Genomic DNA, 13,183 nt, shown 5'->3' on the forward strand with positions numbered 1-13,183 from the left:
GTGCTGACGGACAATGGTCGCGAGTTCTGCGGCACCGAGAACCACCCCTACGAGCTCTACCTCGACCTGAACGACATCGAGCACCGCCGAACGAAGGTCCGCAGCCCCAAGACGAACGGCTTCGTCGAGCGCTTCAACCGCACTGTGCTGGACGAGTTCTTCCGGGTGAAGATGCGCGAGACCTTTTACGAGACCGTGGAAGCGCTGCAGGCCGACCTCGACGCCTGGCTGGTGCACTACAATACCGAGCGCCCGCATCTGGGCTACCGAAACCAGGGCAGACGCCCCATCGAAACCGTCATGTCATTCGTCAGTCAAGAAGGTTAAGAGAACACATAAGCGATGCGCTTCGCAATCTCGTCGTTCAGCTCGGCGATCTGTCGCTCGACCAGCGCCAGGCGGGCTTTGGTCTGGCGTTTGAGAACCGCGCTGGTCTGCATCTGGCCGCAGTTGCGCAGCCGGGTGCGCTCCTTGGTCAGGGCCGTCCGCGCGACCTGCAAGTCACGCAGATCATGTGTCTTTTCCGAAACCGGCACATCGGGGACCAGCGCGAGCGCATCCCCCATCCGCGCCAGAAGGCGGGCGTCCACCGCATCGGTCTTGACCCGCGTCCCGCAAGCCTGCGCGAAGCGCCGGGCTTGCAGAGGGTTGACCTTCACAAGCGGGAGCTTGCTGGAAAACGCCTTCTCGAAGGCGCGGTGATAGGGGCCGGTCGCCTCGAACACCACCCGCGCCACCGCCAGCGGCGACAGCCATTTGCGTAGAGCGCGAAAGCCGCTCGCCGAATTCTCGAACCGCTTCGCCGTCTGCGTCTCCAGATGAAAAACGTCGAGGTGGGATTTGGAAATGTCGATCCCGATGCCATGCTCCGTCATCTTCGCCCGTCCTGTTATTGTCATGCGTGGCTCAAACACGCGTATCCGTTCAGGCCCGTGGTGAAGACGGCGGTCGATCCTACTCAGAAACGCTCCTGAAGACCCAGGCCTCCTCGATCCAACCGCCGCCACTGCCCGCCATAAATGGCGTGGCGGGCAGTGGGTCCCTTCTAACCACGGAACCTCCCGAATTCATAAGACAAGGCCGCCGCGCCTGCCCGAAGCGCCCCCGTGGCGCGCCCTGCGCGCGCGATGCGGCGCGAAGCCGACTGCGCCGCGCCCGACGCCGAACCCCGCCGCCTCGCATGGCGCGCGCGCCGGCCCTGTTGCAGGCGCTCGGGCGCCATCGCGCCCGACGGTGGGGCCGCCGCCCACGCGCCGTCAAGCGCGTCCGGCGCGCAGCCGCCAAGCCGGACCCCGACGCCTCCGAGGGCGCGCGACGCGGGCCCGGGGCGGCCCCTGGCCCCGACGCCCCCTCGGGCTCGTCCGGCTTCGGGCCGCCCCGCCGCAGGACCTGCGGGCGATCGCGCCGTCAGACCAGGCGCGACTGTTCGACCGCCGCCTTGACGAAGCTGCGGAACAGCGGGTGCGGATCGAAGGGCTTGGACTTGAGCTCGGGGTGGAACTGCACGCCGATGAACCACGGGTGGTCCGGGATCTCCATGATCTCGGGCAGCTTGCCGTCGGGCGAAAGCCCCGAGAAGCGGACCCCGTGCTTCTCGAGCTTCTCGCGGAAGGCGATGTCCACCTCGTAGCGATGGCGGTGGCGTTCGCTGATGCGGGTGGTTCCGTAGATCTGGGCGGCGCGGCTGTCCTCGGCCAGGACGGCCTCGTAGGCGCCAAGGCGCATGGTGCCGCCCTTGTCGTCGGTCTCCGAGCGCGTGACCTTGCGGTCGCCCTCGAGCCACTCCTTCATGTGGTAGATGACCGGGGTGAAGCGGCGCGCGCCCGCCTCGTGGTCGAACTCCTCGGACCCCGCGTCGCGCACGCCGGCCAGATTGCGCGCCGCCTCGATCACCGCCATCTGCATGCCCAGGCAGATTCCCAGATAGGGGATCTTGCGCTCGCGCGCGAAACGGGCGGCGTTGATCTTGCCCTCGGTGCCGCGCTCGCCGAAGCCGCCGGGCACGAGAATGCCGTGGAACCCCTCGAGATGCGGCGAGGGATCGCCCCTCTCGAAGATCTCGGCGTCGATCCACTCGACGCGCACGCGCACGCGGTTGGCGATGCCGCCATGGGTCAGCGCCTCGTTGATCGACTTGTAGGCGTCCTCGAGCTGGGTGTATTTGCCGACGATGGCGATGCGCACCTCGCCGTCGGGGTTGTTGACGCGCTCGGCCACCTCCTGCCACTTGCGCAGATCGGGCCGCGGCGCGGGCGAGATGCGGAAGGCGTCCAGCACCGCCTGGTCCAGCCCCTCGGCGTGATAGGCCAGCGGCGCCTCGTAGATCGACTTCAGGTCCAGCGCCGCGATCACCCGCTCGGGGCGCACGTTGCAGAACAGCGCCAGCTTGGCGCGCTCCTTGGCCGGGATCGGGTGCTCGGCGCGGCACACAAGGATGTCGGGGGCGATGCCGATGGCGCGCAGCTCCTTGACCGAGTGCTGCGTCGGCTTGGTCTTGAGCTCGCCCGCCGCCGCGATCCAGGGCAGCAGCGTCAGATGGATGAAGATGCACTCGCCCGCCGGGCGGTCCTGGGCGAACTGGCGGATGGCCTCGAAGAAGGGCAGCCCCTCGATGTCGCCCACCGTGCCGCCGATCTCGCACAGCTGGAAATCGACCTCGTCATCGCCGATGGCCAGGAAGTCCTTGATTTCGTTGGTGACGTGGGGAATGACCTGGATGGTCTTGCCCAGATAGTCGCCGCGCCGCTCCTTCTCGAGCACGTTCGAGTAGATGCGCCCGGACGAGACGCTGTCGGTGCGGCGCGCCGCCACGCCGGTGAAGCGCTCGTAATGGCCAAGATCCAGATCCGTCTCGGCGCCGTCGTCGGTGACGAAGACCTCGCCATGTTCGAAGGGGCTCATCGTGCCCGGATCGACGTTCAGATAGGGGTCCAGCTTGCGCAGCCGCACCGAGTATCCGCGCGCCTGAAGCAGCGCGCCCAGGGCGGCCGAGGTCAGGCCCTTCCCCAGGCTCGATACGACCCCGCCGGTGATGAAGATGTAGCGCGCCATGCGTGTCGTCCCGTTGCTTGCCGTCCCGCGCGCGGGGCGGAACGAGCGCCGCCCTGCGCCCCGCGGGGGGCCATGAATCGCCGCGACGCGCTCGGGGCCGCGGGGCCGTCCGGCGCGTCGTCACGGGAGTCAGCAGATACGGGATTTCGTCGGCCGCCACAAGGCGCGCGACGAGATATGGTGGGCGGTGAGAGGTTCGAACTCCCGACATCCTCGGTGTAAACGAGGCGCTCTGCCAGCTGAGCTAACCGCCCGGCCATCCGTGCTTAGGCCAGGCGGCGCGCAGGGTCAATCCAGCCGCCCGCCCGCCGCGGCGAGGCCCCCGGGTCAACGCGCCGCGCGCGCCCGCCCGCGCCCCAATCCCGCCAGCGCGCCGATGCCCGCCGTCAGCAACAGCCCCGCGGCGGGCAGCGGCACGCCCGCCGGCGGCGAGGCCGCGCGCGGGGCGCCGACGATCAGATCGTCGAGGCCGAAGGGATCGGTCGTATCGCCCGTCGTGCCCAGGCCCGCCAAGGGCCGCACCTCGAAGACGACGCTCGAGAACGTCTCGGCCGCGCTCTGCGCCGCGATGCCGAAGAACAGAAGGTCGCCCTCGGGCGCGGGGTCGGTCGGGCTCACCGCGAATTCGTCGCCGTTCGAGAGGATGAGGTTGACCTGCGCGCCCCAGAGATGGTCGCTCATCCCCATGCCGTAAAAGCCGAAGGCCGAAACCGGCGCGCCGAAATCGACGATCAGCGCCGGCGGATCTTCGGGTCGCTCTTCGCCGATGGGAACGACCTCGAGGTTCCTGGCCTGGCTGACGATCAGGTAACGATCGCCCGAGGCGGGGAAGGCGCCTTCGGCGGCGGTGTTCGTGACAAGCGCGGTCGATCGCGCCAGCGTTCCCGCATCGCCCGGCGTCAGGGTCGCGGTCGTCGGGTCGGGCGATCCGGCGAAGACGGCGGGGCGGAGCTCGGCCGGCAGCACGTCGCCCTCGGTCCAGGATTCGAAATCCTCGATCCCCGCATCGTCGAGGCGCGCCAGGAAGGCCGCGCGCGCGGCGCTCGCCCCGCCCGCGACCATGGCGCCGCCCGCCCCGGGGTCGGCGCCGAAAAAGACCTCATAGGCTTGCGCCGGCGCGGCGCCGAGCGCGGCGCCAAGCGCGGCGGCGGCGCAGATGGCGAAACTTCTGGTCATGAAATCGCTCTCCCTCAGATCGGTCCGGCCTCGGATCGGGGCGGCCCGGGCCGGTTCCATGATTCACGCCCGCGGATGAACTGCGCCTGACGGCAAGATGCGCGTTTGCGGCAATCGAGGGCGCGGACGCGAAAAAGCCCCGCCGGGCAAACCGGCGGGGCCAGGGCGCGTCGCGCCGTTTCGGGACGGGGCCCTCAGTGCGCCCGGATCTCTCTTTCCTCGGCGCGCTCGGCCTTGGCCGGCGCGGCGGGCTCGTCCTCTTCGGACCACTCGATCGGCTCGGGCTTGCGCGTCAGCGCGATGGCCAGCACCTCGCTGACGTTCTCGACCGGGATGATCTCGAGCCCCTCCTTCACGTTGTCGGGGATCTCGCGCAGGTCCTTCACGTTGTCCTTCGGGATCAGCACCGTGCGGATGCCGCCGCGCAGCGCCGCAAGAAGCTTCTCCTTCAGCCCGCCGATGGGCAGGACATGCCCGCGCAACGAGACCTCGCCCGTCATGGCCACGTCCTTGCGCACCGGGATGTCGGTCAGCACCGAGACGATCGACGTCACCATGGCGATGCCGGCCGAGGGGCCGTCCTTGGGCGTGGCGCCGTCGGGAACGTGGACGTGGATGTCCACCTTCTCGAACACGGTGGGCTTGACGCCCAGCTCGACCGCCTTCGAGCGCACATAGGACGAGGCCGCGTCGATCGATTCCTTCATCACGTCGCCCAGCTTGCCGGTGGTCTTCATCCGGCCCTTGCCGGGCAGCTTGAGCGCCTCGATCGACAGAAGGTCGCCGCCGACCTCGGTCCAGGCCAGGCCCGTGGTCACGCCGACCTGGTCCGTCTCCTCGGCCAGGCCGTATTTGAAGCGCGGCGCGCCCAGATACTCCTCGACCTTCTCGGGGGTGACGACGATCTTCTCGGCCTGCCCCTTGACGATCTCGGTCACCGCCTTGCGGCACAGCTTGGCCAGCTCGCGCTCGAGGTTGCGCACGCCCGCCTCGCGGGTGTAGCGGCGCACGATGAAGGTCAGCGCCTCGTCCGTGAGCTCGAACTCGCCCTTCTTCAGGCCGTGCGCCTTCTCCTGCTTGGGCAGGAGGTGACGGCGCGCGATCTGCATCTTCTCATCCTCGGTGTAGCCCGAGATGGGAATGATCTCCATGCGGTCCAGCAGCGGCCGGGGCATGTTGTAGGTGTTGGCCGTGGTGAAGAACAGCACGTTCGACAGGTCGTATTCGACCTCGAGGTAATGATCCATGAAGGTGGCGTTCTGCTCGGGGTCGAGCACCTCGAGCATCGCGCTGGCCGGATCGCCGCGGAAGTCCTGCCCCATCTTGTCGATCTCGTCGAGCAGGATGAGCGGGTTGATCGTCTTGGCCTTCTTCATGGCCTGGATGATCTTGCCCGGCATGGCGCCGATATAGGTGCGCCGGTGGCCGCGGATCTCGGCCTCGTCGCGCACGCCGCCCAGGCTGATGCGGATGAACTCGCGCCCGGTGGCGCGCGCCACCGACTTGCCGAGGCTGGTCTTGCCCACGCCCGGCGGCCCCACGAGGCAGATGATCGGCGCCTTGAGCTTGCGGCTGCGCGCCTGCACGGCCAGATACTCGATCATGCGCTCCTTGACCTTCTCGAGGCCGTAATGGTCCTCGTCCAGGATGCGGCGGGCGTTCTCGAGATCGGTCTTGACGCGGCTGCGCTTGCCCCACGGGATCGACAGCAGCCAGTCGAGATAGTTGCGCACCACCGTGGCCTCGGCCGACATCGGCGCCATCTGGCGCAGCTTCTTGACCTCGGCCAGCGCCTTTTCGCGCGCCTCCTTGGAAAGGCGGGTCTTCTTGATGCGCTCTTCGTATTCGGCGGCCTCGTCGCGGCCGTCCTCGCCCTCGCCCAGCTCGCGCTGGATCGCCTTCATCTGCTCGTTGAGGTAATACTCGCGCTGGGTCTTCTCCATCTGGGTCTTGACGCGCGACTTGATCCGGCGCTCGACCTTGAGCACCGAGATCTCGGCCTGCATCAGCCCGTAGATGGCCTCGAGCCGCTTCTCGACGGTGGGCTCCTCAAGCAGCTTCTGCTTCTCGGCGATCTTGATGCCCAGATGGCTGGCGATCACGTCCGCCAGGCGCGCGGGGTCCTCGGTCTCTTCGATGGCGGCGACGGCCTCGTCCGAGATGTTCTTGTTGAGCTTGGCGTATTTTTCGAACTCCTCGCCGATCGAGCGCACCAGCGCCTCGACCGTGGCGGGGTCGCCCAGCTCGTCGGGGACGAGCTCGGCCTCGGCCTCGAAATGACCGTCAACCTCGAGGAACTTCTCGATGCGCGCGCGGCTCTGGCCCTCGACCAGCACCTTGACGGTGCCGTCGGGCAGCTTGAGCAGCTGCAGCACATTGGCCACGACGCCGGTCTTGTAGATGCCGTCGGGGCCGGGATCGTCCTCGGCCGCGTCGATCTGGCTGGCCAGGATGATCTGCTTGTCGTCCCGCATGACCGCCTCGAGCGCCCGCACGGATTTCTCGCGGCCGACGAACAGGGGCACGACCATGTGCGGAAAGACCACGATGTCGCGCAGCGGCAGGACCGGCAGCGTGACATGGGTTTGGGTGGAATGTTCGGTCATGGCGTTTCCTTCTTGCAGAGCGCGCGGCCCCGTTCGACGGCGACCGGCGCGCTCCCATGGATGCGTTGCCGTGATATGTGGTGGCTGCGGCGCGGCGTTTCAAGGCGCGGACGCGCCGCGCGGCTGCGCGCCGCCGCCAGATCCGGCGTTCGGGCCGCGCGACGCCCCAAGATGTTGCGCCGCGCCGCCGGCGCTCGGGCTTTCCCGAACCCGCCGGGCCCCGCGCCCCGGATTCCTCGCCCGGCTCGGGGCCTCGGCGCCGGCATTCCCCGATCCGCCCGAGCTCAGGCGCCGGCGCCGGCCTTCTCGGTCGCCTTGTCGGCGTAGATCAGCAGCGGCTTGGCGCGCCCCTCGACCACGTCGGCGTTGACCACCACCTCTTCGATGCCCTCCGAGCCCGGCAGCTCGAACATGGTGTCGAGCAGCACGTTCTCGAGGATCGAGCGCAGGCCGCGCGCGCCGGTCTTGCGCTCGATCGCCTTGCGGGCGACGGCGCGCAGCGCGTCCTCGGTGAAGCTGAGCTTCACGTTCTCCATCTCGAACAGGCGCTGATACTGCTTGACCAGCGCGTTCTTGGGCTGGGTGAGGATGGTGACCAGCGCGTCCTCGTCAAGGTCGCGCAGCGTGGCGATCACGGGCAGGCGGCCGACGAATTCGGGGATGAGGCCGAACTTGAGCAGATCCTCGGGCTCGAGATCCTGCAGGATGTCGCCCACGCCGCGGTCGTCGTCCGCGCGCACCTCGGCGCCGAAGCCGATGGCCGAACCCTTGCCGCGCTGGGCGATGATCTTGTCCAGCCCGGCGAAGGCGCCGCCGCAGATGAAGAGGATGTTGGTCGTGTCCACCTGCAGGAACTCCTGCTGGGGATGCTTGCGCCCGCCCTGGGGCGGCACCGAGGCGACCGTTCCCTCCATGATCTTGAGCAGCGCCTGCTGCACGCCCTCGCCCGACACGTCGCGGGTGATCGAGGGGTTGTCCGACTTGCGGCTGATCTTGTCGACCTCGTCGATGTAGACGATGCCGCGCTGGGCGCGCTCGACGTTGTAGTCGGCGGCCTGGAGCAGCTTGAGGATGATGTTCTCGACATCCTCGCCGACATAGCCCGCCTCGGTTAGCGTCGTGGCGTCGGCCATGGTGAAGGGCACGTCGAGGATGCGCGCCAGCGTCTGCGCCAGCAGCGTCTTGCCGCAGCCCGTCGGACCGATCAGCAGGATGTTCGACTTGGACAGCTCGACGTCGCCCTTGGTCTGGGCGTGGTGCAGCCGCTTGTAGTGGTTGTGGACGGCCACCGAGAGCACCTTCTTGGCGGTCTCCTGGCCGATCACGTAGTCGTCGAGGACCTTGCAGATCTCCTGCGGGGTGGGCACGCCGTCCGAGGACTTCACCAGCGAGGATTTCGCCTCCTCGCGGATGATGTCCATGCACAGCTCGACGCACTCGTCGCAGATGAAGACCGTGGGCCCCGCGATGAGCTTGCGAACCTCGTGCTGGCTCTTCCCGCAGAAGGAGCAGTAGAGGGTGTTCTTGGAGTCCTGGCCGGTTGTCTTCGTCATCAACTTCTCCCGCCCCGCGGGGCGCTGGGTGTCTTCGACGTCTCTCTATCCACGAACAAGGTGAACAGTTGGTGAGCGCGTCGTCCGGTTCGAATCCGTCCTGCCCTCCATTGGTGCATGATGCGCCGCCGGGTGCAAGGCGAATGCGCCGCGCCGCGGACGGCGCGGCGGCTGCGGTCAGGCGTCCTTGGGCGCCTCGCGGCTGGTCACGATCTCGTCGATCAGACCCCAGTCGCGCGCCTGCTCGGGGGTCATGAAGTTGTCGCGCTCGAGCGCGTCCTCGACCGCCTTGTATTCCTGGCCGCAGTGCTTGACGTAGATCTTGTTCAGCCGCTCCTTCAGATCAAGGGTGTAGCGGGCGTGAATCGCGATGTCCGTCGCCTGCCCCTGGAAGCCGCCCGAGGGCTGATGCACCATGATCGAGCTGTTGGGCAGCGCGAAGCGCATCCCCTTGTCGCCCGCCGCCAGCAGCAGCGAGCCCATCGACGCCGCCTGCCCCACGCACAGCGTCGAGATCTTGGGGCGGATGTACTGCATGGTGTCGTAGATCGACAGCCCGGCCGTGACGACGCCGCCGGGGCTGTTGATGTACATGGCGATTTCCTTCTTCGGGTTCTCGGCCTCGAGGAACAGCAGCTGCGCGACGATCAGCGTCGCCATGCCGTCATGGACCGGGCCCGAGACGAAGATGATGCGCTCCTTGAGCAGGCGCGAGAAGATGTCGTAGGCGCGTTCGCCGCGCGCGGTCTGTTCGACCACCATCGGGACGAGGGTGTTCATGTAGTGCTCGACGGGGTCTTTCATGTTCTCTTTGGCCTCTTTCAGCGGGCCGGACGGCGGATCCGGCCGGCGTTTCGTCATCGCTCCGCCTCCGGTGTAGTCCGTGGCGCGAAGGGCTTCAAGGGGCGCGACGCGAACGGCCCGCGGCGGAGGCCGCGGGCCGTGGTCGTCGCCGTCGTCGTCGGGGCCGGGCGCGCGCCGGGGCGCGCGGGGCCGCGTCAGTCCTGCTCGAGCGCCTCGAGGGCCTTCTGCAGCTCGTCCTTGGTGACGGTCTTGTCCTCGATCTGCGTCAGCTCGAGCACGTAATCCACCACCTTGTCCTCGAAGAGGGGCGCGCGGATCTGCTGCAGCGCCTGCGGGTTCTGGCGCACGAAGTCGAAGAAGGCCTTCTCCTGCCCCGGATACTGGCGCGCCTGGTTGAAGATCGCCTGGTTGAGCTCCTGCTCGGTCACCTCGATCTCGTTGCGCCGGCCCAGCTCGGCCAGAAGCAGCCCCAGCCGCACGCGGCGCTCGGCCAGCTTGCGGTGCTCGTCGGTCACCTCGATCTCGGGGTGGTCGTGGCCCTGCACCTCGGGGTGCTCCTCGTGCCACAGCTGGTGGGCGATCTGCTGCGCCTCCTGCTCGACCAGGGTCGGGGGCAGGTCGAACTTCACCATCTCGTCCAGCGCGTCCAGCAGCTTGCGCTTGAGCAGCGCGCGCGCGGCGCCCTTGAACTCTTCGCCCAGGCGCTCGCGCAGCTGGGACTTGAGGGTCTCGAGATCCTCGACGCCGAACTTCTTGGCCAGCTCGTCGTCGATGGCGGCGGCCTGGGGCGCGCGCACCTCCTTGACCTTGACCTCGAACACCGCGTCCTTGCCGGCAAGGTTCTCGGCGCCGTAATTCTCGGGGAAGGCGACCTTCACCTCGATCTCATCGCCCGCCTTGGCGCCGACGATCTGCTCCTCGAAGCCGGGGATGAACGCGCCCGAGCCCAGCACCAGCGGGTAGTCCTCGGCCGCGCCGCCCTCGAAGGGCTCGCCGTCCAGCTTGCCGACGAAGTCGATCACCACCTGGTCGCCGTTCTGGGCCGCCTCGCCCTCTTCGCGCGGGGCGAAGTCCTTGACGTTCTCGGCCAGGTTGGCCAGCGCCTCGTCGACCGCCGAATCCTCGACCTCGACCACGAGGCGCTCGAGCTTGATGACCGAGAAGTCGGTCTCGGGGATCTCGGGCAGCACCTCATAGGTCAGCGACAGGTTCAGATCGTCGCCCTCGTCGAAGTTCTCGTTGGTGATGCGGATGTCGGGCTGGATGGCCGGGCGGTCGCCGGTCTTCTCGAAATGCGCGCGCACGGCGGCGTCCACCGCCTCCTGGACGACCTCTCCCATCAGGGACTTGCCGAACATCTTCTTGAGCAGCGGCAGCGGCGTCTTGCCCTTGCGGAAGCCCTTGAGCTGGACGGTCTCGCGCGCCGCCTCGAGCTTCTCGTTCATCTTCGCCGCCAGGTCCGCGGCGGGCACGGTCATCGCGTGCTCGCGCTTGAGACCATTCGACTGCGTTTCGGTGTCCTGCATTCTCGTCCTCATTCCTCGTCGTTTCGCGGCCTGCGGCGCGCATGGTGCGGGCGGAGGGACTCGAACCCCCACGCCTTGCGGCGCTTGGACCTAAACCAAGTGCGTCTGCCAGTTCCGCCACGCCCGCAGCCCTTCCGTCCGCCGGACCGAACCGCCGCCGGTCCCATCGCGGCCGGAGTCCGGCGCTTCCTAACAGGCTTGCCCGTCGCGCGCGAGTCGAAAATCAGCCGCCCCAGGGCCAGGGCGCGCGGGCCGCGCCGGCGGGCGGCAGCGCGCGCAGGACGGCGGGCAGCGCCTCGGGCAGATCCTCGGCGATCAGGCCGGGGCCGACGCGCAGCGCCGCCTCGACATGCAGCCACGCCGCCGCGGAGCAGGCCTCGAGCGGCGCGAAGCCGCGCGCAGTCAGCCCCGCGATCAGCCCCGCCAGGACGTCGCCCGCCCCCGCCGTCGCCAGCCAGGGCGCGGCGCGCGGGCCGGCGGCCAGATGCACCATCGCCGCGCCGTCGGGCGAAGCGATCACCGTGTCGGGCCCCTTGAGCAGCACGCACGCGCCCGCGCGCCGCGCCGCCGCGCGCGCCGCGTCGAGGCGCGAGAAGGCCGGGCCCGCAAGCGCCGGCGCGCGCAGCCGCTCGGCCAGGTCCGGGAACAGGCGCGCGAACTCGCCCTCATGCGGGGTCAGGACGCAATCGGGCCGCAGCGCGGCGAAGAACGGCGCGGGATCGGCGGCGAAGGCGCCAAGCGCGTCGGCGTCCAGCGTCGCCGCGCGCCCGCTTTCGAGCGCGGCCAGCGTCAGCGCCCGCGCGCGCGCATCCGCGCCCAGCCCCATCCCCAGCGCCAGCGCGTTGATGCGCCGATCGGCCAGCGCCCGGCGCAAGGCTTCGGCGTCGGCCACGGGACGCAGCATCACCGCGTCGAGCCGGGCCGCGTTCTCGGCCAGCGCCTCGGGCGGCGGCGCGACGGTGACCAGCCCCGCCCCCACCCGCAGCGCCGCGCGCGCCGCCAGCCGCGCCGCGCCGCCCTTGCCGCAGCCGCCGGCCAGCACCAGCGCATGGCCATGGACGTATTTGTGCGCGCGCGGGCCCGCGGCGGCCTTGTCCAGCCCCCGCGGCGGCCCGAGGAACAGAAGCGGCGCGTCCGCGATCGGGTCCTGCGGCAGCCCGATGTCGGCCACGACCAGCCGCCCGACCGCGCGCGGCCCGTCCCCGAGCGCATGCCCCAGGCGCGGGCGGTGGAAGGTGACCGTCAGATCCGCCCCGCGCGCAGGCGCCGGCCCCTCGCCCAGATGGCGGCCGCTGTCGGCGCACCAGCCCGAGGGCATGTCCGCCGCCACGACGAACGCCCCGCGCGAGGCCGCGTCCAGCGCCGCGCGCAGCGTCCGCGGGATCGGCCGCGACAGCCCCGTGCCGAAGCCCGCGTCGATCACCGCGTCGAACGCCCCCGGCGCCGCATCGGCCGCCCGCGCGATGTCGCGCACGGGGCCCAGCCCCTCCCACCGGCGCCGGTTGGCCGCGGCGTCGGGCGGCTGGCGCGCGGGGTCGCCCAGCATGAAGACCTCGACGGCCCAGCCGCGCCCGGCCAGGCGCCGCGCCGCCACGAATCCGTCGCCGCCATTGGCGCCCGGCCCGCACAGAACCGCCGCGCGCCCGCCGCGCCGCGCCAGCTCGGGCCGCGCCGACGACAGCGCCGCGACGATGGCCGCGCCCGCCGCCTCCATCAGCTCGAGCCCTGAGATGCGGCCCGCCGCCATCTGCGCCTGCTCGAGCGCGCGCATGCGCGCGCCGTCCAGCAGCTCGACCGTGGGGCCGTCGAAGGCGCCCCATGCGCCGCCGCCCATGGCCGATTCCGCGCCCGCCTCGTTCGTCATCCCGCTTCGCCTCCGGCCGCGCGTTCACGCGGCGCCCAAACATTGTGCACTTTGCCCGATCCATGGGCGCCCGTCGCGATTTCCGCCCGCTTCTCGCATCGCGCCGCGGCCCGAGCGTTGAATCGGGCCGCGCGAAATGCTTCGCATGTGCTGCGCATTGAACGCGGACGCGCGCGCGGCCGCAAGCCGCCCGCGGCGCCGCCGCAGCGAAAGGGAACCGACGCCGATGAAGAAGATCGAAGCCATCATCAAGCCCTTCAAGCTGGACGAGGTGAAGGAAGCGCTCCAGGAGGTCGGCGTGCAGGGCCTTTCGGTCATCGAGGCCAAGGGCTTCGGACGCCAGAAGGGCCATACCGAGCTTTACCGCGGCGCCGAATACGTCGTGGACTTCCTGCCCAAGATGAAGATCGAGGTCGTGCTGGACGACGACATGGTCGAGAAGGCGATCGACGCCATCATCTCGGCCGCGCGCACGGGCAAGATCGGCGACGGCAAGATCTTCGTCACCCCGGTCGAGCAGGCCATCCGCATCCGCACCGGCGAAGAGGGCGTCGAGGCGCTCTGACGCCCGCCCCCGCCGCAACCCACGCCGCGCCGCGCGCC

The 13,183-nt window shown here is 69.6% G+C and carries 10 protein-coding genes and 2 tRNA genes; 2 read left to right on the plus strand and 10 right to left on the minus strand.

The genetic code is table 11. The annotated features are described in order from the left end of the window. A partial coding sequence (locus LY05_RS07055; protein WP_148922635.1) for an integrase core domain-containing protein occupies positions 1-327 on the plus strand: 327 nt, incomplete at its 5' end. Here LY05_RS07055 and LY05_RS07060 read toward each other — a convergent pair. The 10 genes from LY05_RS07060 to LY05_RS07105 form a co-directional block, all read right to left on the minus strand. Then, positions 324-875: an IS110 family transposase gene (locus tag LY05_RS07060; RefSeq protein ID WP_170258878.1), complete on the minus strand. Its 552-nt coding sequence runs from the start codon at positions 873-875 to the stop codon at positions 324-326. The genes LY05_RS07055 and LY05_RS07060 overlap by 4 nt on opposite strands. A 532-nt stretch (positions 876-1,407) precedes the next feature. Beyond that, positions 1,408-3,051, minus strand: coding sequence for a CTP synthase (gene pyrG, locus LY05_RS07065; RefSeq protein WP_072745741.1), 1,644 nt, complete (start codon positions 3,049-3,051; stop codon positions 1,408-1,410). A gap of 178 nt (positions 3,052-3,229) precedes the next feature. Then, positions 3,230-3,305: transfer RNA gene (locus LY05_RS07070), tRNA-Val, on the minus strand. Positions 3,306-3,378: 73 nt separating this feature from the next. Then, a complete protein-coding gene (locus tag LY05_RS07075; protein WP_148922637.1) occupies positions 3,379-4,227 on the minus strand; it encodes a VPLPA-CTERM sorting domain-containing protein in 849 nt (282 codons plus the stop codon). 194 nt (positions 4,228-4,421) lie between these two features. Further along, positions 4,422-6,833, minus strand: a complete 2,412-nt coding sequence (lon, locus tag LY05_RS07080; protein WP_148922638.1) for an endopeptidase La — start codon at positions 6,831-6,833, stop codon at positions 4,422-4,424. A 284-nt stretch (positions 6,834-7,117) separates the two neighbouring features. Next, complete coding sequence (clpX, locus tag LY05_RS07085) at positions 7,118-8,386, minus strand: ATP-dependent Clp protease ATP-binding subunit ClpX (protein WP_148922639.1); 1,269 nt, start codon at positions 8,384-8,386, stop codon at positions 7,118-7,120. 177 nt (positions 8,387-8,563) lie between these two features. After that, entirely contained in the window at positions 8,564-9,190 is a 627-nt protein-coding gene (locus LY05_RS07090; RefSeq protein ID WP_148922640.1) for an ATP-dependent Clp protease proteolytic subunit, read from the minus strand. Positions 9,191-9,384: 194 nt separating this feature from the next. Continuing rightward, positions 9,385-10,716: a trigger factor gene (gene tig, locus LY05_RS07095; RefSeq protein ID WP_072745737.1), complete on the minus strand. Its 1,332-nt coding sequence runs from the start codon at positions 10,714-10,716 to the stop codon at positions 9,385-9,387. Positions 10,717-10,758: 42 nt separating this feature from the next. Further along, positions 10,759-10,843 (minus strand) — tRNA-Leu (locus LY05_RS07100). Between the two features lie 96 nt (positions 10,844-10,939). After that, positions 10,940-12,580: an NAD(P)H-hydrate dehydratase gene (locus tag LY05_RS07105; protein ID WP_346265229.1), complete on the minus strand. Its 1,641-nt coding sequence runs from the start codon at positions 12,578-12,580 to the stop codon at positions 10,940-10,942. 226 nt (positions 12,581-12,806) lie between these two features. On the opposite strand from LY05_RS07105, the gene LY05_RS07110 reads away from it, so the two are divergent. Then, on the plus strand, positions 12,807-13,145 hold the full coding sequence (locus tag LY05_RS07110) for a P-II family nitrogen regulator (protein WP_072745736.1): 339 nt from the start codon (positions 12,807-12,809) through the stop codon (positions 13,143-13,145). Positions 13,146-13,183 lie beyond the last annotated feature (38 nt).

Source organism: Oceanicella actignis, from assembly GCF_008124525.1.
Lineage (GTDB): Bacteria > Pseudomonadota > Alphaproteobacteria > Rhodobacterales > Rhodobacteraceae > Oceanicella > Oceanicella actignis.

Excerpts from the sequence above, each read along its gene's own strand:
- LY05_RS07060 (WP_170258878.1), bottom strand. The coding sequence starts at position 875 with ATGACGGAGCATGGCATCGGGATCGACATTTCCAAATCCCACCTCGAC.
- pyrG (WP_072745741.1), bottom strand. The coding sequence starts at position 3,051 with ATGGCGCGCTACATCTTCATCACCGGCGGGGTCGTATCGAGCCTGGGG.
- LY05_RS07075 (WP_148922637.1), bottom strand. The coding sequence starts at position 4,227 with ATGACCAGAAGTTTCGCCATCTGCGCCGCCGCCGCGCTTGGCGCCGCG.
- lon (WP_148922638.1), bottom strand. The coding sequence starts at position 6,833 with ATGACCGAACATTCCACCCAAACCCATGTCACGCTGCCGGTCCTGCCG.
- clpX (WP_148922639.1), bottom strand. The coding sequence starts at position 8,386 with ATGACGAAGACAACCGGCCAGGACTCCAAGAACACCCTCTACTGCTCC.
- LY05_RS07090 (WP_148922640.1), bottom strand. The coding sequence starts at position 9,190 with ATGAAAGACCCCGTCGAGCACTACATGAACACCCTCGTCCCGATGGTG.
- tig (WP_072745737.1), bottom strand. The coding sequence starts at position 10,716 with ATGCAGGACACCGAAACGCAGTCGAATGGTCTCAAGCGCGAGCACGCG.
- LY05_RS07105 (WP_346265229.1), bottom strand. The coding sequence starts at position 12,580 with ATGACGAACGAGGCGGGCGCGGAATCGGCCATGGGCGGCGGCGCATGG.
- LY05_RS07110 (WP_072745736.1), top strand. The coding sequence starts at position 12,807 with ATGAAGAAGATCGAAGCCATCATCAAGCCCTTCAAGCTGGACGAGGTG.